Source organism: Halanaerobium saccharolyticum, from assembly GCF_003259895.1.
Lineage (GTDB): Bacteria > Bacillota > Halanaerobiia > Halanaerobiales > Halanaerobiaceae > Halanaerobium > Halanaerobium saccharolyticum_A.
The window spans coordinates 1-25,419 of sequence record NZ_QLME01000024.1 but is presented as its reverse complement, the minus strand read 5'-3'; the positions used below and the strand labels follow the sequence as shown (position 1 = coordinate 25,419).

Annotated in this window: 20 protein-coding genes; 1 reads left to right on the top strand and 19 read right to left on the bottom strand. The window is 30.2% G+C overall.

All coding sequences use genetic code 11. The annotated features are described in order from the left end of the window. Window positions 1–59: 59 nt before the first annotated feature. The 4 genes from C7958_RS12690 to C7958_RS12675 all read right to left on the bottom strand — a co-directional run bounded on the left by C7958_RS12690 (window position 60) and on the right by C7958_RS12675 (window position 10,526). A complete protein-coding gene (locus C7958_RS12690; protein ID WP_111573052.1) occupies window positions 60–2,663 on the bottom strand; it encodes an McrB family protein in 2,604 nt (867 codons plus the stop codon). A 26-nt stretch (window positions 2,664–2,689) separates the two neighbouring features. Next, on the bottom strand, window positions 2,690–3,022 hold the full coding sequence (locus C7958_RS12685) for a nucleotide pyrophosphohydrolase (RefSeq protein ID WP_111573051.1): 333 nt from the start codon (window positions 3,020–3,022) through the stop codon (window positions 2,690–2,692). A 96-nt stretch (window positions 3,023–3,118) separates the two neighbouring features. Then, complete coding sequence (locus tag C7958_RS12680; protein WP_111573050.1) at window positions 3,119–6,682, bottom strand: YobI family P-loop NTPase; 3,564 nt, start codon at window positions 6,680–6,682, stop codon at window positions 3,119–3,121. Between the two features lie 64 nt (window positions 6,683–6,746). Continuing rightward, window positions 6,747–10,526, bottom strand: a complete 3,780-nt coding sequence (locus C7958_RS12675) for a hypothetical protein (RefSeq protein ID WP_111573049.1) — start codon at window positions 10,524–10,526, stop codon at window positions 6,747–6,749. Between the two features lie 311 nt (window positions 10,527–10,837). Here C7958_RS12675 and C7958_RS12670 point away from each other — a divergent pair, with 311 nt between their 5' ends. After that, window positions 10,838–10,993, top strand: coding sequence for a YvrJ family protein (locus C7958_RS12670; RefSeq protein ID WP_111573048.1), 156 nt, complete (start codon window positions 10,838–10,840; stop codon window positions 10,991–10,993). A gap of 39 nt (window positions 10,994–11,032) precedes the next feature. Here the strand turns inward: C7958_RS12670 and C7958_RS12665 are convergent, their stop codons facing one another. The 15 genes from C7958_RS12665 to C7958_RS12595 form a co-directional block, all read right to left on the bottom strand. Beyond that, window positions 11,033–11,353, bottom strand: a complete 321-nt coding sequence (locus C7958_RS12665; RefSeq protein ID WP_111573047.1) for a hypothetical protein — start codon at window positions 11,351–11,353, stop codon at window positions 11,033–11,035. Next, window positions 11,350–11,910: a replicative helicase loader/inhibitor gene (locus tag C7958_RS12660; protein ID WP_111573046.1), complete on the bottom strand. Its 561-nt coding sequence runs from the start codon at window positions 11,908–11,910 to the stop codon at window positions 11,350–11,352. The genes C7958_RS12665 and C7958_RS12660 overlap by 4 nt, the downstream gene beginning before the upstream one ends. Then, window positions 11,903–12,982, bottom strand: a complete 1,080-nt coding sequence (locus C7958_RS12655; RefSeq protein WP_111573045.1) for a hypothetical protein — start codon at window positions 12,980–12,982, stop codon at window positions 11,903–11,905. Before C7958_RS12655 ends, C7958_RS12660 begins: the two co-directional genes overlap by 8 nt. A gap of 347 nt (window positions 12,983–13,329) precedes the next feature. Beyond that, complete coding sequence (locus tag C7958_RS12650) at window positions 13,330–14,229, bottom strand: DUF4351 domain-containing protein (protein WP_111573044.1); 900 nt, start codon at window positions 14,227–14,229, stop codon at window positions 13,330–13,332. A gap of 227 nt (window positions 14,230–14,456) precedes the next feature. Beyond that, window positions 14,457–14,657, bottom strand: coding sequence for a hypothetical protein (locus tag C7958_RS12645; RefSeq protein ID WP_111573043.1), 201 nt, complete (start codon window positions 14,655–14,657; stop codon window positions 14,457–14,459). A gap of 21 nt (window positions 14,658–14,678) precedes the next feature. Then, window positions 14,679–15,704: a LacI family DNA-binding transcriptional regulator gene (locus C7958_RS12640; RefSeq protein WP_111573042.1), complete on the bottom strand. Its 1,026-nt coding sequence runs from the start codon at window positions 15,702–15,704 to the stop codon at window positions 14,679–14,681. A 160-nt stretch (window positions 15,705–15,864) separates the two neighbouring features. After that, window positions 15,865–17,355, bottom strand: coding sequence for a glycerol kinase GlpK (gene glpK / locus C7958_RS12635; protein WP_111573041.1), 1,491 nt, complete (start codon window positions 17,353–17,355; stop codon window positions 15,865–15,867). A 21-nt stretch (window positions 17,356–17,376) separates the two neighbouring features. After that, window positions 17,377–18,309: a transketolase family protein gene (locus C7958_RS12630; protein ID WP_111573040.1), complete on the bottom strand. Its 933-nt coding sequence runs from the start codon at window positions 18,307–18,309 to the stop codon at window positions 17,377–17,379. Beyond that, on the bottom strand, window positions 18,302–19,138 hold the full coding sequence (locus tag C7958_RS12625; RefSeq protein WP_111573039.1) for a transketolase: 837 nt from the start codon (window positions 19,136–19,138) through the stop codon (window positions 18,302–18,304). Before C7958_RS12625 ends, C7958_RS12630 begins: the two co-directional genes overlap by 8 nt. 22 nt (window positions 19,139–19,160) lie before the next feature. Then, a complete protein-coding gene (locus C7958_RS12620) occupies window positions 19,161–20,453 on the bottom strand; it encodes an apiosidase-like domain-containing protein (protein WP_111573038.1) in 1,293 nt (430 codons plus the stop codon). Next, complete coding sequence (locus C7958_RS16145) at window positions 20,446–20,550, bottom strand: LacI family DNA-binding transcriptional regulator (RefSeq protein ID WP_111573037.1); 105 nt, start codon at window positions 20,548–20,550, stop codon at window positions 20,446–20,448. The genes C7958_RS12620 and C7958_RS16145 overlap by 8 nt, the downstream gene beginning before the upstream one ends. Window positions 20,551–20,658: 108 nt before the next feature. Next, complete coding sequence (locus C7958_RS12610) at window positions 20,659–22,083, bottom strand: L-fucose/L-arabinose isomerase family protein (protein WP_111573036.1); 1,425 nt, start codon at window positions 22,081–22,083, stop codon at window positions 20,659–20,661. A gap of 80 nt (window positions 22,084–22,163) precedes the next feature. After that, entirely contained in the window at window positions 22,164–22,991 is an 828-nt protein-coding gene (locus C7958_RS12605; protein WP_111573035.1) for a carbohydrate ABC transporter permease, read from the bottom strand. A 17-nt stretch (window positions 22,992–23,008) separates the two neighbouring features. Next, window positions 23,009–23,890, bottom strand: coding sequence for a carbohydrate ABC transporter permease (locus C7958_RS12600; protein ID WP_208320765.1), 882 nt, complete (start codon window positions 23,888–23,890; stop codon window positions 23,009–23,011). 55 nt (window positions 23,891–23,945) lie between these two features. Beyond that, on the bottom strand, window positions 23,946–25,223 hold the full coding sequence (locus C7958_RS12595) for an ABC transporter substrate-binding protein (RefSeq protein WP_111573034.1): 1,278 nt from the start codon (window positions 25,221–25,223) through the stop codon (window positions 23,946–23,948). Window positions 25,224–25,419: the final 196 nt, after the last annotated feature.

Genomic DNA, 25,419 nt, shown 5'->3' with positions numbered 1-25,419 from the left:
CATTCAATATTTTTATATCCTTAATTCATCTAAATTCCTTGTCTGTATTGCAGTCCAAACTATAACCAGTAAGAAGTAAAACCATCTTCTTCAAATTTCCTCAGCATATAGGTTATTTTTTCTGCAGATTCCGGATATTTAAAATCCTCTTTCTCTGCCTGATAATAGTTCCAGATTTTTGCAGACAGCTGCCCATTTTCTTTGCTGAAATTAGCTCCACTAAAGAAATCAAATAGTTCCAGCAAAATTTCCTTAATAACAGCTGAACTACCCTGAATTCTGGGTAATACCTTCTGCAATATTTCTTTATCGAAAGCAGTATTCTCAGCCAGCAGTTCTTTATCCAGCGCTTCAACAACATAGAAGTTGATCTCATCTCTGATTCTGTATCCGACCTGCAGATTTCCCTTTTTAAGTATCTGATTTAGTCTTTCCAGTTCTTCAGTTATTCTTCTAACTTCATCTTTTTTATCAGGCAGCAGATCTTTTAAATTCAGATATTCAGTTTTAAGAAATTGATTATTCACCTTTAATTTCCGAACCTGCACTGAATAATCTTCATTCAAAAAGGCTGTTAAGTCAATCTGATTAAATTCAATTGTATTTGCTCTATCTAATACCTTTTTGCTAAACGGATGAGTTGTTTCATCCATATTAACCGTTCCAATAAGATACAGGTTGTCCGGTATCTGCAGATTAGAATATTTAGATTTAGAATTGTTTTTATCATTTGGATCAAAGTCATTCTCATTTAGCAATCTATCTGTTTTAATCTGATCACCATCATAGTGCCGGGTCTCCATTTTTGATAAAAAGTCACTAAAATAATATTCAACCCGGGCCAGATTCATTTCATCAAGACAGACTAAATAGGGGTTAGCTGGATCTGCAGCAGCTTTTTTAATTGTTTCTAAAGTCGGGCCAGGCTGAAAGTCTCCTCTAATATTGCTGTAACCTAAGAGATCTGCACTGTCATTCCAGTCCGGCTTAACTGAAATCAGCTTAAAACGATCATTATCTGATGTGCAACCAATTGCTCTAGCAAAAAGTTCTACTAACTTGGTCTTCCCTGTGCCTGAGATACCTGCCAGCAGGACAAAGGGTTTTGTTTTTAAAGAAAGATAAAAGTTTTTTATTAAGTTATCAGGATAAGTATAGCCCTGAGCTTTGATGTAATTTTTGATTTGAGATAATTTTTGTTTAGCAGTTAACGAATCTGTTTCTGGAAGCATTTTTTCCTCCTCTAAAAGAGCAAATTCAGGCCAATTAGTTTCTTTAGCTTTATTTTGAATAATTGCTAATGCTTTTTTGTTAAAATAAAATAAATAGCCTTGATTAACTCCACCTAATTTATTAATTGGTCCTTTTTCAATCTCTAATTCTACTATTTCTTGATTGAATTGGTCTAAATTAACTTCCGGTTCAAGTTTATAATAATCTGTTTTGATTAATCTACCTTCTCGATTCCAGTCATCTGCTTCCATACTTGCCGGTTTTTCTGATTTAACCGCTTTTTCTTTCACTTGACTTACATACCTTAAGGAACCATTGGCATAATGAAGAATAATATCTCCTGACTTAACTTCGGTCATTGTCTCCCAATGATACTGAGTAGTACCACCTTTGCTTTTTATTGGGGCCCAAAGTATTCCTTCATTCTTTTCCGCTTCCATAGTTTGACCTTGATTGACCCACCAGACATTTGGATCAAATTTATCATATGTAATATCAGTCTCTTCACCTTTAATTAATTCGATTTCATATTCATTACTACTTTTTTTTAGAAATTTAAGTTTTGGTCTTTCCTGATCACTTCCATAACTACTATCTTCTTCAAATTTTTGATGCCAGAAAGATAGTTTGTCTTTTAAAATATTAGCAAAGTCCTGTCTCCACATGATTCGATAGCGGTCTAAGCTTATATGTTCAAATCTAGCATAATACTCTTCATCATTATAATTAAATATAATTTCTCTATTGCCGCCTTCTGCAATATCTTCTATTTCAAAATATTTAATTATATCCCTTGGGATTCCAGTTCCATTATTATGTAGTACTGATTTATCAATAATTTTAAGAAAAACATCTTCTGCAAGTATTCTCCAGGAGTTAGAAGAATATAATATATTATTTCTATTGTCTTTTTCTATTTCTCTTCTAAAATTATCTATTGAACCATATTTATCTAATACTTTTTCTAGTCTGCTATTTGCCAAAGGATTGGCACCCATGATAAAAGATTTTTTATATCCAAATTCATCTATTAATATTTTTTCTGAAGGAATTTCTAAAATGTGAACATCATCTAAACAAAAGATATATTCAAAAGGGGTTCCATCACTCTCCCAAATATACTTTGCTACTTCTTGATTATGAAAACGATATTTAAAGATACCTGACATTACAATCTGGTCATCATTGTACATTAGACAAAGATCTTCTTCGTTCATCCTGGCCCAGACATTATCTTTATTCTTGTTATCTGGAAATCCCCAGCATTTCATTTTAGCATCAGGATAAATCGAGATTAAATCATTATATATAGCTTCTGAAATCATATTTTTCTCATATAATTCATTGATATCAACTGAGCTTTTGATAGTTCTATTGAAATTTGTTTTTTCTCCAATTATTAGATATATTCTTTTATCATTATCAGCCATTTTTATGCTCCTTAATTATAAGCTTATTATAATTGATCATATTTCTCTTTTGAGTTATATGATTTTTCTACAGGATATTTCTTTTCATTCTTTTCTAATTTCTTTTTTACAGCTTCATCTAGATCAATATCTAATTTATCAGCCATTAAAGTACAATAAATCAATATATCTGCTAATTCATCCTGTAGTTCTTGATAATTATTTTCTACTGTCTCCTTAGAATTGTTCCACTGGAATAGCTCTAATAATTCAGCTGCTTCTAATGAAATAGAGATAGCTAAATCTTTTGGGTTGTGAAATTGAGACCAGTTACGGTCATCTCGAAATTTAAAGATTTTTTTTAATAGTTTGTTGTTCATTTTCTTAACTCCAATCTGATAATTAAATTATGAGTTCAAATCATTGTCTAAATTATTATTAGATTCCCCTATAAAATTATACACCTAGTCTAAAATTTATTTGTATCTATTAATAACATCAAACCTTTCCTTTCTTTTATAATATGATGAAATATACCCTCTTTCTTCTAAGATACTTAATAATCCTGCATTATAATTACTATTGTTTAATGCTGGTCTTTTTCTTAAAAAAGTCAATGCAGAATAATCTTCCCCAATAGTTCTTAACATTTTTGTTATCTCATCAAAACTAAGATCTAGGACGTTTTCAGTTAATATTTTTATTTTAAGCACCAAATCATTTAACAAATTCAATATCTGCTCTAAATTATCTGAATTTAAATTTTTAATATTAAGTAAAATATTAAAGTCAATTGTATTTATAAATTTCTTTTTTGTTTCTAAATTCAGATCACTTGAATTTAATATTTTAATTATATCTTCCTGTTCAAAACTATAATCTAGAATATTATTTAGAAATTCTTTTTCATTATATTCTAAAAGCAAAATATGTAAATCATTTAAATTGATAACTGATTTAATTTGACTATAATTAGCTGGTGACAAAATCAATACATTTTCTTCTATCAACAATTTCAATTTTTCTCCATCTATCTTCTCAAATGTAAGTTCTTCATAAGACCAATTAATATTTTTTGTGATTTTTTGAACAGCATTTATTGAAATGTTATTTTTTTCAAATAACTTTCTAATAAATAATTTCACTTCACCCGCCCCTAACAGATCATTTAATTTTTTATACTTTAGATCTAGTTTAGTTAAGGTTTGATAATTATTGTTAATAAAATTAACAATAATATTATTTAATTCTTTCCCTATATTCTTATAATAAACTAAAATATTCAACCAATTTGATTCAACCATATTACTTTTAAGTAAACAATCAAATATTTCTCTATACTCAACTTCATCTAAATTAATTATTTTGTTACTTGACAAATCTAAAATTTTCTTTTTGTTTTCTAATTTAAGGTCTTCATTATTTAATAATGTAATTAATATTATTGGACTCTCATCTTTATTATTTTCTAATTTCAAAAAGACATTTTCAATATATTTATTTATGTTACTTTCTAAATATTTATTTAGAGCTTTTAATTTATACTCTATTATAGTAGTATAGTTTTTTGTTTTGATTTCCGCTGTAATACTTTCTTCATGAGTTATATTTTTAATAATTTTAGTTATCATAGGAATATTAATTTTATAAAAATTATTTTTGTATATATATTTGAATAACTCGATTTTATTATTATCATTTTCTTTAGTTAAGTTCAAATCAATATAATCAAATTTAATCTTCAATTTATTCATAATTTCTTTTGTTTTATCCATAATAGAATTTTCAACTGTAATATTAATAATATCACTTTGTTTTTCAAAATATTTTTTTAATACATTGTCTTTATTTAAATTTATTATGTCATTCATTTCTACATATTTAACAGTCCAAACCAAGTGATCATTTATTTCTTCAGAAGTATAGTTAGATTCTTTTATAATATAATACCAGTAATTTCCCCAGGTCTGCGCCAATTTATTTATAAAAATCCTAAGTATATTTTCTTTAGAATAACTAATAAATCCTTCAATAAAATTTATAGAAACTTCACTTCCATCCCCCAGCTGCTTTAGTATCAAATCAAAATAATTATTATAACTATCATTTATACTCTTATTTTTAATCAAGTAATTGAGCAAATCATAATTTAAAATTTCTTTTTTGGGGAAAAGATCACTATTTAATTTTTCAACTATTTTATCTACTTTGGTTAATTTATAATTAAAATCCAAACTTTGACCTGACAGAACTTTCATAATAAATTTATTATCCTTAATTGTCATATTACTTGAATCAAGATAAGAAATATAATTTTCATAAGTATTTTCTTTTATATAGCCATTTATTAAAAGAAACTTTAATAAATCATTATATTTATTAATTTTATCTTCATCAAAAAACTCTGAAGAAGAAAATTGATTATAAAATTCAACAAAGGAACAGTCCGCAATATATTTTTTATCTGCTTTTAATACTGATATTTCTTTTTTTAGAGCTTCCTGCTTTTCTTTTAATTTTAATTCAATTATTTCCTTGCGTTCATAATAATTTATTTTATCTAGTACATCTTTAGTATTAATTTTGGTTTTTGAGCTAATATTTCTTCCCGTACGAGAATAAGAATAAATATGATCTGATTCTAAAAATTGTTTGAATACTGCATTTTCTTGAAACTGATTTAGTACATATTCAGAGTTCTGTTTGTTGGTATTGTTAAAATTAATTCTATTGCCATTATTTTTAGATAATATGAGATTCCCACAAAGAATTCTTAACTCTTTAATATTAGCTAGCGATTCATCTTTGACCTTGTTAAGTTTACTGTTTTTTAATTCAATTCTTTTATTAATAGATTTAATTTCTTCTCGACTAAGTCTTTCTTTTCTATCGAAAGCGTTATAAATTAGACCTTCTCCTTTAAGAGAAGAAGAAAAATCTTTGGGAAATTTATTTTTATAAGTTATCACACTGAATAACTTTTCTTTATTTAAATCTGAGTCTAAATTTTTTGAATAAATGTTAAATTCATTCATAATATTCTTTATTAATCTCATATCACCTATATATGAGGAAATTTTATTAATAAAAGAATTAGCTAATTCAATATCATATTTTTCAATTATTGAATTTATTTGATTTGCAGAATTAGTTGAATTAACAATTGGAACAACTGGAATAATTAAATCAAAGAATTTTAAGCGATCATCAAATCTATTAAATAAATCATCCCTTAAAGCATAAATAAAATTTATATTCCTCTCTATATTAGCAGAATTATTAATCATTTCATTGAGTTCTCTCAATTTAGTAAACACATCAATATTATTAAATCGATCTAAATCTTCAATTATTACTACTTCATAATCAGTTGCCTCAAATAAGTATAATAATTCATTAGAATTTCTACTAAGAACAGAGGTATCATCCATGTTATTCAATTCTAACTCTGCATCCAAAAATTTTATTCTAATAAATTTAATTTTTGAGTATATTAAGAAATAAAGTTTATATAAGAAAAAAAACGACAAACCAAAAAATGATATATTAAAAAAATATTTTGTTATATTTTTGTTTAAAAAAGCTGAGGTAAAAAAAGTGTTTATTTCAGAAATGACCAATTCTGGTTTAAATAAAATAATAAAAGAAATAATCCATAATGAAAATAAAAATACATCGATAATAAAACTTTTAGAACTTTTATTATCAATCATTTCAAATCTTGAAAATGGTATTTTTTTAGATTGAACTTGATAGAATATTTGCTTCAATATGCTTTCTTGTAGCAGATTACTTAGATTACTATCATTTTGGTCAGATTCATTAAAAGATGCTAATGATATGTTCAAAAAGTTTATTTTTTTATTTTCACTTATAAAAGTTTTCAAAATACTACTTTTACCAGAACCATAGGGACCTGTTAATGCTATGTTAGATATTTCTTTATTATTAATCCCATATTTAATAGCTTTAAAACATTCAATATTTTCAATATTATCTCGCGGACCCAAGTTTATATATTTAAAATTTTTAGTCATCATGAGTCTAATACTCCTTTGATTTCTCTAAAATTATTTTATTTAAAATAAAATACCAAAATATTTTTTATTCAAAAGCGGGATACAACAAATCTTGTTCACGTTCCTTTTGCTTTTCTTTTTCTATAATCTGAGTAAGTTCTATTTCTTTTCTTTTAGCCCAGATTGCTATCTCCTGATTTTGATGACATTTTAATTCACCAATTGCCTTAATTCTCTTTTCTATAACTACATATTCTGAACCACTCCAAGTCCAAGTGGCTGGCATAATATTTTTGCTTATTTTTTCTAAAATTTCAATTTTATCTTGAACATTATTGATAATTAAATTTGCTAAATCAGATAATCGCAGCGAATCATCTTCCTTATCTTTTTCAAATAAATCAATGAATCCAATGATATTTAGATATCTATCTTTTTTATTTTCTTCACACCAACTAATTATTAACTGGTTATCAATTTGATCTAAAGGATTAGCTTGAAAAGATAATAAGTTTCTCCAGCCATAATTTATTCGATTTTCATCTTCACTATCTCCAATAAACTGATTTAAAAAAGTTTGGGGTTGTACTTGTGCTAAAGCAGTAATAACATTATTATAATCAGATAATCCAATTTTAAAATTAATAGAATTAACCTTTAATTTTTCACATATTATTTTAGCCACCGTTTTACTAGATTCATTATTTAAAGCTCTCTTGATTATATCTGAAATTTGAAAGTCTAATCCATGATCATTTCTATTTTCAAAAGAATAATTTAAGAGAATTTGATGAGCAGTATTAATTAAATTATCACTAATTTCAGCATTTTTATTAGGCACAGATAATCTACTATGAAATATCTCAATAGGAATTTGCACATTTTCAGCTTTATTTAAGATCATTTGAATAATTTCTGCTAGATCTTTATCATTAAAAATGCCAATATTGTAAGTTAAACTCTGATACTCTTCAATTGGTGCCATACTTAAACTCAGTGATTTTTTTAATCTAGTTACTCCTTTTTTATCAAAAATATAACTCATCTGTAAATTTGGAAATATCTCTGCTAAAACCTCATCCTCTAAAGAATTATTTAGTATTTCATTAGTTAATTTATAATTAATATCTGCAAGTTCATTTAAAAACCCTTTTAACAATTGAAGCTTACACTTCAAAACTTCCCCTTTTTTTATTTCAGATTTAAAAACTGCCCATAAAAATTCGGGATCATCTGCACCTAAAGCTAATCCCTGACCAAAACTATTTGCATTAATAGATCTTTCAAATAATAATTTAGAAAGCAAGGATTTTAAAAGCTCAATATTACCGGCGGTTCGCACTCCGAGGCTTTTAGCTTTTTTATTTACTAACTTTCTTCTATCTGCGATTTCTAAACCATTGTCTGCTCCATATAAATCGATACCATGTCTAGAAAACAGAAAAAGTTCTACTTCTTCTTCTAGAGTATCAGGTTCAAGCAAACTTTTTAATTTTTTTAATCTTTCTATAGCAGTATCATCCATTCTTTCTTGATCATATTTCAGAGTCCGATTTATACCATTTAGCCCACTTCGCCAAAAATTATTTTTTCTAATTTCCTGTGTTAAAGACTCTAATTCATCATATAAACAGATATTTCCCCAAAGATTTCTAAAGCTATCTCCTAAAATTTCTTCAATTTTTCTAGATAGACTGTCATTGGAATTTATGATTTTAACCGCATACTTCAAGAGACTTTTATACCACTGTTCAACTTCTTTTTTTGTTTTAGGATAATAGCCATAATCTCTATTTCCTATAAAAGGACTAAAATTAAATAAGTACATAAAATTATTGGTTTTAAGAGCTTCCTTAAATAAATCAAGACCCAAACTAACTTTATTATCTGACTTAGACTCTATTAAATCTTTAATTACTGATAATCTTTGCTCAGGTGAAGCATGTGTACCTGATAATTGAATATGAAAAAGACAAAATAATAATTTTCGTACTGATTTATAATTTTTATTTGGCTTTTCATTTAAAGTAAATAATATTAAAATTTTAACTGCTCTATTAAAATATTCTGCTTTATAAGAAATATAGATTAAAATTTGAGCATATTCATAAGCATAATCATTTTCGCTGTTGAAAAATTTATTTTTTTGTTCTGAAAAATACAACTCTTCAAATTTTAATAAAATGTTCTCTGGAATTATAAGACTAATATTTTTTAAAATCTCTACCTCAATTTTATCTAAACTTGTTAAATCAGCCAATATACCACCTTTTGCCAGCCAAAAATTAGCTATCTGCTTTGCTCCTCTGGTATTATTTAAATAAGATAGTCTCCGGGAAAATGATCTTAATAATCGATTTGATTTACTGAGCTTATTATAAATAATATTTTTAGGTAGATATTCTAATGCTCTTTTTGCTAATCTATTTGCAATGGCACGTGGTAAGACAGCTCGCCATTGACCACGTTCCTGAATTAAACCTCTTTTTTGGAGCTGATTAGCATATCTACATAATTTTACAGAACTAAATTCTGATAAAGATGATAAAATCTTTAGTTCACTATCTTTTCGTTCCATATTTTTTATACTAAATGAATAAACTAAAGCCAATATTTCGGCTGCTTCAAGTAAGTTATTATTTTTTTCGTTTCGCTGCCTAAACAATCTATTAAATAAAACTTCATCTTTTAACTCACTAATATTTTCATCTTTATTTAAAGCATTAGCTAATGCTTTAGCAATCCGGCTATTTCCACCAGAAAATTCAGCAATTCTTCTGGCATCTAGTCTTCTAAACTCTTTATATTGATTCAGAATTACTTTCTCTATTAATTCATCTGAAGCAGGTTCTAAATAAAAGACTTCAGTTTCTTCAGGAAGATCTTCTTTAACATCATATTCAACAGTTAAAAGACTTATTAAACTGTTTGAGCAAATTTCTGTTAATTTTCTATGAATATCAGGGGGGCAATTATCTATAATTAAATAAACTTTTTCATTTAAGGCAATTAATTGCTGAGCAAATATTTTAGGTGGTGGTTCTGGTTTGTCACTATAATCAGTATAAATTACTTTAGTTTTTTCTAGAAGATTTTTCCCTATTTTTTCATTAAATAGAGCCTGAACTAAACTCGTTTTCCCTACTCCGGAAAGCCCAACTAATCTAATTGCAAGACCATTTTGCTGCATCTTTTCTCTTATAAGATTAATCCCATCAACTATTGGAAGTCTGTCTGAACTTGATTTAGTATTATTAAACAAACGAACTTTCTCATCAACAATATATTTATTACCAGACAAATTTATCCAGCCTTCGTACCCCTGCCATCCATTCACTGGGGCTGAAATTTTATCTCTAAGCCAAAAAATCAAAGCGGGATAACTTCTAACCCAACTTGCAATTCGGTTTCTATCATAAAAATCATATTTAATATTATGACCTTTCTTGAAATCTAATAAAACACTATTAATAGCTTCACGTCTATTTTCAAGAGCAGGTTCTGCTACTGAGCCTTTGCTGCTGACAATTACATAAGCACCATTGTCATCTGATAATTTTTTGATAGTTTTTCGTAATCTACCTTTAGGACACATTTCCTTTATTATTTCTTTAGCAGGCATATCAGTAGCTTTAACTTGAAAGATAGTGTTTCCGGCTGGTATAAAACTATCTTGATTAATTTCAGAACTTACTTTAACTCTAACATCTACACCACCATCTCTGGCATTCTGATGTCCACCCCAGGTAACACCTTTACGTGAAATATTACTTCTTTCTAATTCTTCTTCACATAATAATCCAATTAAAGTTCTGAGATCTGTATCATTTAATTTTTTTATATCATTTCCAGTTATTTCAATCATTTTATAACCTCACAGAATTAAAAAATAATTACCTAGTCTTCTGTTAAAAACAGAGCACCTTCCTAAAAGCTTAACGATTTCTTAAAATATTATTCTAGATCTTGGTGTCTTCCCCTGCCATAATCAAAGGTTTTATTATCTCCCCCATATATAATTTGTTTAAATTAATTTTTTACATCTAACTACATACTTCTTGAAATATACTGTTTTTCCTTTATTCACAAGTCGACAAATTCTGCCATATTCCAACTCAGCTGCTCACTTTTTATGATATAATTAGTTTAGATGAAAAGCTTAGAAGGGAGGCTCTCATGAAAGAAATATTCAACTTAATCAGTTCTTATGGATTTCCAATGGTTTTATCAATTTATCTTTTAGTCAGGTTTGAACCTTTAATTAAAGAATTAAAGGAATCAATCGACACCTTGATCATGCTTAACGACAATGATCAACACTTTAAACACTAAAAAAACGGCCCCTGCTTTTACACAGAGACCGGAGACGGCTTAATGACTTTTTAATTCTTGTTTTAAGATTCTAATATATAATTCACCCTTACTTTTGCAGTCTTCAATATTATTACCACACTCAAATTTGTTGAATTTACAGTCCTCACAGAACAGCTCATCTATTTTAAACTTTAACTTATAACGCTCAACTATTTTCCTCAGTTCTTCTGCCTGCCTGATTCTCTGGCTGCCGAAACTTTTCTTGAATTTCCTATAAGAAGGAAATTTCTGATCTTGATCTATATCTCTGGCAGTAGGAATTTTTCTTTCTGTTTTGACTTTTTCCTCAAATAGTTTAACCAATTCCTCACGTCTCACAGCAACCACTCCTTATTTTGATTTTCATTTTTAGAAGCTGCCTCAAGCAGCTCATCTCTAACTGCAGCAGGTAAATACATTAATTCCTCATTGTGGCGGTTAACTTCCTGATAAAGCTTCATAAAATGACTGCGTACATAATTATTATTGCAGTCACTATGACAGATTGCTGTAAAACCACCAAAATGTTCCACAGTCTCTCTAACTTTAGGCGGTAAGGACTTCATTGCCTCTCCCGCTCGATAATAACCATATCTCCTGACAGACCTCAAAACCAGACTCCAGGCCTCACCCGCAGTAATTCTGGCTTCAGCCGGCAGTTTTAAGCTTTCAACTTCTTTTACGATCTCTCCAACCGAAGGCGGCCAGTGCCCATTGTTGATTATTAATTTTTTTAAAACAGTGATCACACACTGATTATCATAAAATTTGAGCAGATCATACCAGACTTCGATCAGCATTTCATTTTCTCTTTTTGCTTTTTTAGGAAATTTAAATTTCCCGGGATAACAGTGATTTAAATAAGTAAGCAGTTTAATAATTTCTTTTTTATCCATCCAAATCATCCCCTTTTGCCTCTGCATATAATTCTGCCAGCATATCCATTTTAGCTTCCGCCTGATCCTGATATCCATTTCTCTGCATCTGATTTTCCAGAACTATCACCTGTTTTCGTAACTTTTGTGCACTTAAAATATTACTTTTCCAGAAGTCATTCTGCTGACTAAATTCAATAATCTCATCAATTTCCTGCCAGCTGTAACCCTTATTTTCTTCTTCTTTAGCCCCTACAGGACCCAGTCGATTTAGTTTTTCAATAGAATCTAACCACTTTCTAAAAAGTTTATTCTCTATGTTCTTCTCCGGCACCCTGGCTCTGGAATTATTGGATAAGATTAAGTCTATTAATTTTTTGGTAAGTTTCTCTGCTTCAAAATTAGTCTGTTCTGCTGCAGCTGCTGAATCATTATTCAAGTTTGAAGTATTATCTCCATCAAAATTATTTTCAATAAATATGATTTCCATTTCTGAATCCGAATCGAATGTTTTATTAAATTGAGCTAGTTCTAGAGTTGGAGTTAGAGCTGGAGCTAGTTCTAGTTCTAGAGAATCACCCATGCCATCATTAACGGCATCATCAATGCCATCTGCAATACCATTACTGATAGCATCGGAATCGCCCGTCACATCAGGATCTTGATCAATAAAATACTCCGCCAGTTCTTTCTTTAAGTATTTTGCAAAAGTATTATTATGTTTTTCAGCCAGCTTTAAGAATTCGTTAAACAAATATGATTTAGGCAGTTCAGTTAATTTTTTTAGAGCAGCTTTTTGATGATTCTTGTTTATGAGGGGAGAATATTTTAAAGCTCTTTTAATTAAAATTATTGAATTTTTTTCATCATAAGCTATAAATTCATTACCAATCAAATTATTTAGCAGTTGATCAACTTCTTCAATCGAAATTGACAGATCTCCGGCAATATAATGTTTTGGTAATCTATATAAACCTTCAGAATATCTATGTTGATTAGTTAAAATATATAGTGCCAGAAATTTAGTTTTATCATCCCAGGCTCTTACTTTCTCGTCAATCCAGAAACTCGTATCTACCTTATTAAACTTCATTTGCTACCTCCTGTTTGGTTTGCCAGTCGACTAAAATAAACCTCCTTTCTAATCTTTATTTGTTAAAAAACTATTACTATGTTAATTTATGGTATTATACCATTATTAGTATATTATTTCAAGTCAAAATATTGCAAATTTTTACTTATTTTTATAAATATTAATTTAATTTCTTTAAAATCTCCTAAAATATTTTATTAACCTAAAAAAGCCGGGATCTTATGATAAGATCCTGGCCCTGAAATTTCTGCAGTATTCTATTAAAAATTCTCAAAATTCAACTATTACTTTCTATAAATAAAACCGGCTGAGGTTTTAATCCCGGCCGGTTTGTTTACTTGCTTCTATTAATGTTTCAAAAAGTCTATTATATCTTCTGTTGAATCTGAAGTTATTATTTTCTCGCTTAAATCTTCAATTTTACTCAGCTCAGCCCTATTAATTAACTTAATAATTTCATTATCTGTATCACCAAATTTAGCCTTGATTTGCCTCATCAGGATTAATCGTGCTTCTTCCTGTTTCCCTTCAATTTTGCCTTCTTCTTTTCCTTTTTTCTTGCCCTGCTCTTCTACATATTTAAAAAATTTAACCATTTTGCGATCCCTCCATAGTTCTATCATATTTTCACTGCTTAAAAATTTGTCACATAAAACAATAGTTAGTGCAGCTAGATTATTCTTAAATTTTTGATCGGCATCCAGCTTATCTTCCAGTTCAATAGTTTCTTTAACCCTCTTAACCATCTTCTGGTCACTCTTCATCAGCGGAAGAAATATTAAGTCAAGATAATTTATCTTTTCCTTCTTTTCTATTTTATCTTTTAATTCTTTCAGCTTTTCTTTACCATCTTTATCAGACATGTTAACAACAGTTGTATTATATCCCAGACTGCCGGCATTAAAAGCTGCCTCTGAAGCGGGATATCCCTTAATACATAAAATTATAGTCCGAATCCTATCTCTATATCTATTATACAACTTTAAGTCATAGGAAGCAAAACGAATCAGATCGTCAACAGAAACCTCAATTTCTTCTTCTAAATGCAGGATTGACCCATCTTCCAGCTTGAAATTTAAATCCATCCTTTCTGTATTTGTTTCCACTTCTGTAAACTCAGTTTCCAGATAGGAAGCAATTCCAGGCATCTCGACCTTTAAAAAATCAGCAATATCATTTTTAAAGAGATTAAAAGAGTCTTTAAACACAAAATCATAGTTGTGAGCCGTCACATCAAAATGCTGCATTAATTTTCCTCCATTTCTAATATTTATACTATATAAAGTATATCATAGAATAATTTGGAAATAAAGTTAGATATTATAGTTTTGAATAACCAATATAATTACTTTCTTAATAACTTTTGCAGCAGAAATGCAGTGATTATTGAGTCCAGCCATCTTTCTAATAGTTTCAAAAAAGCCGGGATCCTGTGGAAGGATCCCGGCTTTAAACTTTCTATTAAATTGTACTCCTAGCCCCGATTTTTATTAAAATGAGCCAGTTTAGCATAAAAATCACCTAAAATGAAATGTGAGTCAAGGTTTTCATAGACTCTAATAGGCCGATTTTTACCTGTATGTATATAATTCATATCTTGATCATCTACTTCATTTTTGGCATCAGTATTAACAATTACTCTTGCTTTCTTTTTATCTGGAATACTATAATTCAATTTAACCACCTTTATTTATTTTTAAGTATTAATATTTTTTATACTATTTCTTTCAACAAGTTCTGTACTTATTTCTATTTTCTGATTTACCCAGTCATCTAGTTCTATCTTTTCAATTAATCTTTTTACTGCTACTTCTCCTAAATACTGTTTATGCACCTTAACTGTAGACATTTTAGGTTCACATATTTCGCAGTATGGCATATCATCAAATCCTATCACAGAGACTTCTTCCGGTATTTTAACACCATATTCTTTTAGTGCTTTTACAGCACCAAAAGCTATAATATCATTATCAGCAAAAAAAGAAGTGGGCAGCTCAGGATTTTGTGTCAATAAAATTTCTCTCATCTGTTGATATGATCCCTCAATTGTAGGCTCTAACCTGAATTGATAATCTTCATTAATCTTAATCCCTGATTCCTTTATAGCATCTTCAAATCCTAATTTTCTATAATAAAAGTTATTTATATATACAGAACTGTGTAAATAACCAATATTCTTATGTCCTTTTTCTATAAGCCTTTGAGTTCCTTTATAGGAAGCGCTATAATTATCAATCACTACCTGGTCATAGTCTCTATTTTTGAAGAAACTATCAAGTAATACTACAGGTTTATTTAATAAATCAAAATCATTTAGATCTTCTTCTATCATTTCTGTTGCTAATATTAAATACCCTGAAGAACTATCATTACTAATATCATTTATTATTTTTTTATAATTTTCTTCATTTCTAGATAAATGAGAAATCATCATTTCATATCCTTCATCCCGGCATTCTTTTTGTATACCCTCTAGCAAATTAGAAAAGAATGGTGTATCCGAAACAACATAACCATGTTTTTTATACATTATTATTCTGATAGATTTCGGAGCTTTTGATGTAGAACTATTTGTCTTATTATATCCAAGTTCATTAGCTATCTCTATAATTCTATCTTTAGTTTCTTTTCCAACACCTTTTCTATTATTCAATGCATTTGATACTGTTGCTTTTGAAACACCAGCGACTTCTGCAATATCATCTAATTTCACTTTTCCCATTATTAACCCTCTCTTTCTGAACTAGGCAATTATATTATTACTTTAATTATATCTGCATTTACTAAATTAATCAATTAAATAAGCTAAAATTTTAGTAAATTTAGTAAATTTTATCAAAGAAAGAGATTCAAGATAAAATATAAGCCCAACCCTATTACAGTTAGTTAATTAATTTAGCTAAAGCTTCTTGCCAATCTTTATAATATTTGCTTTTTAGCTTGTCTTTCAAATTACTTTTATAAACTGTTGCATTTTCATTTAATAATCTAAGTTCAGCCTGCGATTCCCAAAATCCTGTTGTTAATCCACCTAAATAAGCAGCTCCAATTGCAGAAAGCTCTTCAAATTCACTTTTATAAACTGGTACCCCAAGCATATCTGACTGAAACTGCATTAAAAATTTATTCTGAGTTGGGCCCCCATCAACTTTAATTTCCTTAATCTCAATTTCAGCTTCTTCTGTCATCAGGTCAACAACATCTTTGATCTGATAAGCTATCGATTCCAGGGCAGCTCTAACAATATGTTCTTTTCTGGTCTCAAAGGTGATACCGACAATCCCTGCCTTAACATCATTCTTCCAGTAGGGAGCTCCCAGCCCAACAAATGCAGGGATGAAATACACTCCACCATTATTTTCAAGTTCTAAAGCAATTTTTTCCGAATCTTTTTCATCTGAAATCAATTTCAAGTTTTTTACTATCCACTTGATAGTGGCTCCTGTAGAGTGAATATTACCTTCGTATATATATTCAATTTTATTATTAAGCCCCCAACCTATTGAAGTTACAATTCCTTTATCAGAAATTTTATATTCATCACCAATATTCATGGCTATCGAGGACCCGGTACCATATGTAACTTTTGCCATTCCTTTTTCGAAACATTTTTGACCAAATAAAGCAGCATGAGAATCACCCAGCACTCCTACAATAGGTATTGGCTGATCTAAAAAGTCATTCAGTGTAGTGTAGGCAAATATTTCATCAGAATATTTTACCTCAGGTGCCATCTGCTCCGGAATATCCAGGATCTTCATTATTTCTTTGTCCCAGCAAAGGTCTTTGATATTGTATAGCATAGTTCTTGATGCATTTGAAAAATCAGTAGCATGTACTTTTTTATTTGTCAGCTTATAAATTAACCAGCTGTCAATTGTTCCAAAAACCACTTCCCCATTTTCTACCTTTTCTCTAACACCCTTAACATTATCTAAAATCCATTTAATTCCCGTAGCAGAAAAGTAAGGATCAATTAGAAGTCCTGTTTTTTCTCTAAATAATTTTTGATAACCTTTTTCTTTTAATTCATTACAGATTTTTTCGCCCCGCTGACACTGCCAGACAACCGCATTATAGACTGGTTTACCAGTGGCTTTATCCCAGACAACTGCTGTTTCTCGCTGATTGGTAATACTAAGAGATTTTATCTGTCCAGAAGCTATTTCAGAATCATTTATCACTTTTTTTATTACCTTAATTGTATTTTGATATATTTCTTCCGGATCATGCTCCACCCAAACTGATTGTGGATAGAATTGTTGATGTTCCAGCATATCTTTTTTGATAATTTTACCTTTTTTATTTATGATTAAAGCTTTGGTTCCAGAAGTGCTCTGGTCTACGGCCAATAAATATTCTTTATTTCTCATCAGTTTTCCCCCTTTTATTAACTAATTGAACATTCTTTTTGCTTTTTCCGCAATATTGGCAGGGGTTAAACCATATTCGTTAAAAATATCTTCTGGATAACCGGTTACTGCCGGCTCATCTGGAATTCCAAAAACTTTAACAGGCACTGGATGATTTTCGGCCACAACCTGACTGACTGCCGACCCCAGACCTCCATAAATACTATGTTCTTCAACTGTTACAATTTTACCAGTATCTTCAGCTGCTTTGATAATGGCTTTTTCATCCAGAGGTTTTAAAGTGTGCATATTAATAACCCTACAGCTTAAATCATCTTTTTTTAATAAATTAGCAGCTTTTAAAGCTGTAGAAACAAGTTCTCCAGTAGCTATTATAGTTAAATCACTACCATCTCTTAACTGATCTGCCTTACCAATTTTAAATTCATAATCAGCTGATTTATGGACATCCTCCACAGGATTTCTGCCGACTCTAACATAAACTGGACCTTGATAATCAACCAATTCTTCCATCAATTTTTCAGTGTCATATCTATCAGCTGGCATAACCATTTTTATATTGGGAATCGCCCGCATAACAGCGATATCATGTAAAGTATGGTGTGACATACCAAGTGGGCCATAACTTACTCCTCCACTAATTCCAATAATTTTTACATTTACATTAGAATAAGCAACATCTACCTTAACCTGTTCAATTGCTCTCATTGTAACAAAAGCTGCATAGGAGGTAATAAATGGTTTCTTTCCCCCGGCAGCAAGGCCAGCTGCCATACCCACAATGTTCTGCTCGGCAATCCCAACCTCTACCAGCTGATCTGGTAACTGATTACCAAACTCAGTCATAGAAGCTGAGCCCCTTGAATCACTGGTTAAAGCCACAATATCACTATCTTTTTCAGCAAATTCTATTAATTTCTGACAAACAACTTTTTTATTAGCAGTTTTAGACATTTTGTTTCACCTCTTTTTGGGAACTTAGTTCTTCTAAAGCTTGAGCTAATTCTTCAGCTGACGGTAATCCATGATGCCATTCTACTTTATTTTCCATAAATGAAACTCCCTTACCCTTTATTGTATTAGCAAGAACTAAAGTAGGTTTTCCATTATTTTTTTTACTTTCTGAAAAAGCATCAATCAGTTCCTGATAATTATGTCCATCAACCTCTATTACTTCCCAGCCAAAACTTTTCCACTTTTCAGCTAGTGGTTCCAGAGTCATTACTCTTTCTGTATTATCAGTAATCTGGAGATTATTTCTATCAACTATTCCAACTAAATTATCTAATTTAAAATGAGAAGCAGCCATTGCAGCTTCCCAGACAGATCCTTCTGCCTGTTCTCCATCTCCCATCAAAGTATAAACTTTATAATCTTTTTTGCTCATTTTAGCCGCTTTAGCAATCCCTGTCGCAATTGCCAGCCCGTGACCTAAGGCACCTGTATTCATTTCTACCCCAGGAACTTTATTATTTGGATGACCAATCAGTCTTGATTTATACTGACAAAATGTGTTTAACTCTTCTTTATCAAAATAACCTTTATCAGCTAAAATAGTATAATATGATTCTACACTGTGGCCTTTACTTAAAATAAATCTATCTCTATCTTCCCAGTCTGGATCATCAACTTTCATATCCATCACTTCATAGAATAAAACTGTCATTATATCTGTATTTGATAGTGATCCAGCTGTGTGCCCTGTTCCTGCATTAACAATCATTTTAAGTAGGTCTCTACGGATTTGTGTCGCTTTTTCCTCTAAAAAAACTAATTTATTCATTTAACTAACCTCCCTTTTAGCACTAGTTTTCTTCTCCAATTATTAAAATATCTCTATTAGCTTGATACATTTCAATAATAGATCTTTCTGCTTCACAACTAACATCAAGCTCTATATATTTTTTATTTTTCAAATCAATTACTGTTAAATCAAAGTTATTCAAATTTTTATTTAATATAATATTAACACTGTATGGCAGGTACATAGCAAATTTAGTTTTATTAGCAGATATTCTAATTTCTGAATCCTTGTTTTTCAATAATTCATTTGCTGGACTAAGTTCAAACAAATCATGTTTTTCGAATATATTTTTAGCAAATGCTGCATCCCAGCTTCCCTCTAATCTAAACGCTTCTTTTATATTAAATGGTTCCCCCCAGTGATCTTTTGCAGCAAAAATCTGTCCTTTTGTATGCCAACTCCACACACCATGAGCACCATATGTTACCCCAGCCTTTCCACCCGAGAGAATACTCTGCCAGACAGTTTTTCTAACATTGTATTCGTCAAATCTACCACTTTTACCATCAATACCCATACCTTCATAACAGGGTTCTCCATTTAAAATAGGCCTTTTTATTGGTTTGTTAAGGAACTTTTTTGCTAACCCATAACTTAAACTACCTTCAAAATCAATATGTTTAAATCCATGACCTGATTGATACATGTAAAAATCAAGATAATCAGATTCAACAAAATCTTGATGTACATCTTGAGGCTTGCTTCCAAGATGAAGTGTTGTAATAGCTTCAGGAGTTTTTTCTTTTATAACTTTAAATGCCTCCATATAATACTCATTAGCTTTTTTTGATGGGAAATCAGTATCTCCACTAACTAAATAAATTGGATTAAACTCTTTAAACTGTTCAACTGCAAAGCTAACATAAGGAGCAACTGCATCTTTTGGCATTACCTGATTGTCTATCACTTCCCTTTTATCTGCCCAAGTATCTGGAACATAGTCACACCAGAGAACAACAAGAGCAGGAATAAAGCCTTTGTTTCTTGCCATATCAAGCATTTTCTTAGCATTATTAAAATATTTTTCATCATAATTATAAAAATCATATGTTCCATCTGATTTAACTTCAAAAGGTTCTCTCTCAAGATTGGAACCACTTGCATCCCACTGTCTTAAAATATTTATTTGTAATACATTAAAACCCTGTTGAGCTCTGTAATCTAAGTATTCTTCCCAGTCCTCTATACTAGCATTGGTAAAAGCACACCAGGCAGTATCAGCTAGATAGAAAAACTTATCTCCATTTTCATCTAAAAAATATTCTTTATTATCAGCAATTTTTAATTTAGTCATAGTTCAATACACTCCTTTTATTGTTCAAAACATTAGAGACGGTTACTTTTGAGACGTCTGTATATTTTGCTATATTATCTAATTTTATTTTCGACATAATAATCCCCTCATTTTAGAACTTTAAAAACTAATATTAAACTGAATATTAGTTTCTAAACAAAAATTTATTTCTAAATCAACAAGAGGGGATTTTAAGACTACAAAATTATTTTTTGTGATTATATACTTTCCACCCTAAATAATTTGTCATTGCTTCTTCTAAGATATCGGATACAAGACTAAGGTTGATTGCTACATGATGTTCATAACCATTTTGGCAAATATAATTCATTAAATCCTGGAGACCTTCTACTTCTGCAACTCCCCTGGAACCAAAAGTATCCAACAAATCATCAGTAATTTCTCCCTCAGCTAAATAAGCCTCGATTTCCCCCTTATTATCATTGGTGTGAACTCTGGCAAAAGTAATACTATCTGGTTTAATCTCACCATCAATAGAACCATAAGTATTTTCCTGTCCTAAAGTTGAACCTAAAATTTCTGGATAATTCACCTGAGGACAACTATTACCCTTACAACTATAAATATCTTTAGCAAAATTACCACAGTGAAAAATAATTGCTTTATCAGGATCATCACCATAATTATTATTCCAGTCAACAATTCCACTTGGTTTTTCGGAAGCAGCCTGTAAAGCAAGCATACTTAATGCTCCCATTACATCACTTTCGCAGGCTGAAGGAATTCCCCTATTTGAAAAAATACTCATTACAGTACAGGGATTAATCCCCAGTGAGTTCTGAAGAGAATCCCAGCATTGAAAAGCAACTGCATCAATTTCGTTTTCGTTAACCCATCTATTATATATAACATTCAGCTTAGCCATTTTGATCATAGCTGATTCTGGAACTTTCGAAGTATCCATATAAGACTTTAATTCTTCTAATGAACTTACTACTTCTTTATTATCTTTATCTAATTTTTCGACTTTATTTACAAAATCAAGCATTGATATTGGTTCCACAGAAATATCATCTCTCTGTAAAATCTTTTCACTAAAACGAACGGTGTTAAAATCAGCAGGTCTAATACCTATTAAGCCAATTCGAGCTCCTTTTAATTTATCAATTACATTACAAACACCAATAAATTTATCTATCTCAGCCCTGAATTCTTTAGAATCTGGGGCTAAAGTATGACTTGCTGTCAGACTGAAATTAATTCCAAATTGTTTTAAATTATTACAGACAGATATTTTCCCACAAAAGCTGTCCCGCCTGTTAATATAATCAAGTCCATCAATTCTATCCGGAAATGCATGAACTAAAACTGGTACCTCTAAATCGCTTTCTTTAATTGTTTCTACAATACTTTTTTCATCACCAAAATTAGGTAGACTGACAATTATTCCTTTGATTTTGTCTTTCTGCTTTTTAAATAACTCAATACTTTTTTTGGCATCATTTCTATCCTGGATGCTGCCGTATACACCCTCATCTTCATCCAGAAGAATTGGTTCGATACCCATTTCCTTTAAGATTGGCAGCAGATCATTCCTCCCTTTCTCACATAATTCATCTGCAAAAAAATCTCTATTCCCTATAATTACTCCCATAGCCATTTCAGTCATAATTTAACCTCCATATATATTTATTAAAATGAATTTCAACTATATAATTTCTAAATTAAATAATCTCAAAATCAATGTTTTTATCCTTTTATACCACCACCAAGACCTGTAACGAAAAATCTTTGTAGTAACATATAAATCAATATTACTGGAATTATAGCAACCAGTGTTGCTGCCATAACAGTAGGATAATTCGAACTAAACTGTCCCTGTAATCCCATTAATCCTAAGGGAACAGTTTTCCATTGTTCTGAATGGATAAAAATTAATGCCATTGTAAATTCGTTCCAGGTTGCCAAAAAATCCATAATAACAAGTGCAGCTATTGCAGGTTTTGCTAAAGGTAACATGATTCTTCTATATACTATAAATTCACTTGCCCCATCTATATAAGCTGCTTCTAAAAATGCATTTGGTATGGTGCTAAAAAATCCTCTTAAAATTAATATCTGCATTGGTAAACCAAAAGCAATATAAGGAAAAAACAACCCAGGTAAAGTATTTAATAGATTTAATTTGCTTAAAGTTATTGTATTTGGTAATAAAGTAACATGGATTGGAACAGCAAGACCAATTAAAAATAGTATAAATAAAGGTTCTTTAAATTTAAATTTCCATTTTGCAAGTGGAAATGCAACTAAAGAAGCTATAATAACTCCAGTTGGAACTTTTAATAAAGTAAGAACTATACTATTTCTGTAATAAGTACTCATATTACCCTTATTCCAAGCATTTAAAATATTATCAAAAATAATATTTTCAGGAATTGAAAAAACACCATTTGTTAAAAGATCATTTTGCGTCCTTAAAGCTGTTAAAATAACAATAAAAAATGGTGCTATCCATAATATTAATAGAGCAGTTAAAAAAATGTATAATAATATTTTTTCTAATCTATCATTATTCATTACAATCCTCCTTTCAATTAAGTGTTTTTTGTCATAATCCTAATATATGGAATAATAATTAACATAGCTATAATAGTCATTATCCAGGCAATTGCAGAACCATATCCTGCTTTTTCATATAAAAAGGTATTAAAATACATCCAGACAGATAGAATTTGAGTGCTTCTCCCAGGCCCACCCCAAGTCATTGCATACACAATACCAAAAGCCTGTTTTAAGGAACCAACAATCAATAAAGAAATTACTATTGCAAATGACTGTTTTAACTGTGGTATAGTTATATAAATAAACTGCTGAAATTTATTTGCTCCATCTATTTCTGCTGATTCATAAAGTTGTGGCGAGATATCCTGCAATCCTGCTAAAAACAAGAGCATCGGCATACCAACACTTCTCCAGATAATTGTAACTAGAATGGCCGGGAAAGCTGTACTGGGTTGTCCTAACCATCCTTGTACGTACTGACCTAAGCCAACACTTTTTAATATTGAGTTAAGTGCACCAAACATAGGATCATATATCCATGACCAAATTAGTCCTACTGCTACCATTGGTAAAACATAAGGAGAATAATATATTGTCCTGTAAACTATTCTTCCAGGTAATTTCTTATTTAAAGCAACAGCTAGAACAAGACCTAAAATAACAGGAACTATCAATAAAACTATCATTAATAATAAGTTGTTTTTTAATACTGTATACGAAACAGGATCTTTAAAAAAATCAATATAATTTTTTATTCCAATAAAGTTCATTTCAGGTGACAAGCCATCCCATTTATGTAAACTAATTATTAAAGACCTAACCATTGGATAAACCATAAATACTAAATAAATTAGTAATGCAGGTAAAATAAATAAAAGTCTTTTCAAGCTCATATTTCTTTTTTTAAAATCCATACTTCTACCCCCTTTTAGTAAGAGGCCCTTTTCAAAGGGCCTCTTTAATTATTAATTAGTTATTTTCTTTCCATTCTTCAGATTGTTCTTGAAAATATTCTGCACCAGACTCTGGAGTGAACTCTCCAGTTACAAGACCATTTTGAACTTGAAAGAATTCATGTAACAATTCAGATTTAAAAACCTGATCTGTTGGTGGGAATACTTCTTTTAATTTTACCAGCTCTTCTTTGAACTGATAAGAACGTGGTCTTTCTTCTGGATCAGCTGTAACACCCTCCACAGCTGTTCCAGTAATAGCAGTACCATAATTAGCTTCCTGTACTTCTCTACTTGTAAACCAGTTTATAAACTCTGCTGCTTCATCTTTATGTTCACTATCAGAATTAATCATGAATTGTTCAGGAAAACCAGTAATTCTTAATGGTTCATGGCCTGTAGGCCCAAAGAAGAAATTGAGATTTGCAGTATCGTATCCAGCTGCTTCTGTTTCTGGTGGCATCCAATTACCTTCAAAAATCATTAACGCCTGGCCATTCCAGAAAGGAATACGTGAATCAGCAGGAGCAACATTTAAAAATCCAGGAGTTATCCATTGATTATCTACCCATTTTTTAAATAAACTAAAAGCTTCAATTACCTCAGGTCGATCCCAGCTAGTTTCTAATTTATTAAGTTGGTCATGTAATTCTGGCCCAGTAGTTACTTCAATTAGATAATCTAACAGTCTCATCGTCATCCAATTAAATTTACCACCTAAAGCAATTGGGTATATTCCATTTTCTTTAGCTTTTTTAGCAATTGCTTCAAGATCCTCATATGATTCTGGTTTCTCTAAATCTAAACTTTCCCAAACTTCTACATTATACCAGAAAGTCATTCCACGAGCAGTTAAGGGAACTCCATATGTCACTTTGTCTCTTGTTAAAGAACCAACAGACCAATCAATAAAACGGTCATCCCAATTATATTCTTCATAATATCTATCTAACGGTTCTGCATATCCAGAATCAATTATTGTCCCAGATAAAGTACCTGCCCACTCAAAAAACACATCAGGTCCTGTCCCAGAATTCAAACCAGTTTTTAAAACTTCTTGATATGTTGCAGCACCTGAACCAGCAGAAACTTCATGTTTTACTGTTATATTCGGATGAGTTTCACTATACTTTGCAAACAAATCATCTAAATATTCTTTCTGCTCTCCTCCCCATACTGTCATAACCCTTAATTCTACTTCTTCTTGAGCACTCACATTAGTAGCAAAAAAAATCACCGGCAGCAATAAAGCAAAAATTGAGACAAATAATAATTTTCTTTCTTTTAATAACATTTTTTTCCTCCTTTGAGTTTTGGTATTAAAACCTACAGTCTTATCTAATAGCTGATATCCCCCCTTCTATTATTAATATAATTTAGTATTAAAAGTTCTGATGTGAATGTCAAATAAGATTTTACACTTTTCGTTAAATAAGATTTTACACCTAAGATTTTCCAAAAATGGTTTCTCTGTGAGTCAATCTGTAGCT

What these genes read in the sequence shown, in the direction of transcription:
- C7958_RS12690 (WP_111573052.1), bottom strand. Translation starts at nt 2,663, where the DNA reads ATGGCTGATAATGATAAAAGAATATATCTAATAATTGGAGAAAAAACA.
- C7958_RS12685 (WP_111573051.1), bottom strand. Translation starts at nt 3,022, where the DNA reads ATGAACAACAAACTATTAAAAAAAATCTTTAAATTTCGAGATGACCGT.
- C7958_RS12680 (WP_111573050.1), bottom strand. Translation starts at nt 6,682, where the DNA reads ATGATGACTAAAAATTTTAAATATATAAACTTGGGTCCGCGAGATAAT.
- C7958_RS12675 (WP_111573049.1), bottom strand. Translation starts at nt 10,526, where the DNA reads ATGATTGAAATAACTGGAAATGATATAAAAAAATTAAATGATACAGAT.
- C7958_RS12670 (WP_111573048.1), top strand. Translation starts at nt 10,838, where the DNA reads ATGAAAGAAATATTCAACTTAATCAGTTCTTATGGATTTCCAATGGTT.
- C7958_RS12660 (WP_111573046.1), bottom strand. Translation starts at nt 11,910, where the DNA reads ATGGATAAAAAAGAAATTATTAAACTGCTTACTTATTTAAATCACTGT.
- C7958_RS12655 (WP_111573045.1), bottom strand. Translation starts at nt 12,982, where the DNA reads ATGAAGTTTAATAAGGTAGATACGAGTTTCTGGATTGACGAGAAAGTA.
- C7958_RS12650 (WP_111573044.1), bottom strand. Translation starts at nt 14,229, where the DNA reads ATGCAGCATTTTGATGTGACGGCTCACAACTATGATTTTGTGTTTAAA.
- C7958_RS12640 (WP_111573042.1), bottom strand. Translation starts at nt 15,704, where the DNA reads ATGGGAAAAGTGAAATTAGATGATATTGCAGAAGTCGCTGGTGTTTCA.
- glpK (WP_111573041.1), bottom strand. Translation starts at nt 17,355, where the DNA reads ATGAGAAATAAAGAATATTTATTGGCCGTAGACCAGAGCACTTCTGGA.
- C7958_RS12630 (WP_111573040.1), bottom strand. Translation starts at nt 18,309, where the DNA reads ATGTCTAAAACTGCTAATAAAAAAGTTGTTTGTCAGAAATTAATAGAA.
- C7958_RS12625 (WP_111573039.1), bottom strand. Translation starts at nt 19,138, where the DNA reads ATGAATAAATTAGTTTTTTTAGAGGAAAAAGCGACACAAATCCGTAGA.
- C7958_RS12620 (WP_111573038.1), bottom strand. Translation starts at nt 20,453, where the DNA reads ATGACTAAATTAAAAATTGCTGATAATAAAGAATATTTTTTAGATGAA.
- C7958_RS16145 (WP_111573037.1), bottom strand. Translation starts at nt 20,550, where the DNA reads ATGTCGAAAATAAAATTAGATAATATAGCAAAATATACAGACGTCTCA.
- C7958_RS12610 (WP_111573036.1), bottom strand. Translation starts at nt 22,083, where the DNA reads ATGACTGAAATGGCTATGGGAGTAATTATAGGGAATAGAGATTTTTTT.
- C7958_RS12605 (WP_111573035.1), bottom strand. Translation starts at nt 22,991, where the DNA reads ATGAATAATGATAGATTAGAAAAAATATTATTATACATTTTTTTAACT.
- C7958_RS12600 (WP_208320765.1), bottom strand. Translation starts at nt 23,890, where the DNA reads ATGGATTTTAAAAAAAGAAATATGAGCTTGAAAAGACTTTTATTTATT.
- C7958_RS12595 (WP_111573034.1), bottom strand. Translation starts at nt 25,223, where the DNA reads ATGTTATTAAAAGAAAGAAAATTATTATTTGTCTCAATTTTTGCTTTA.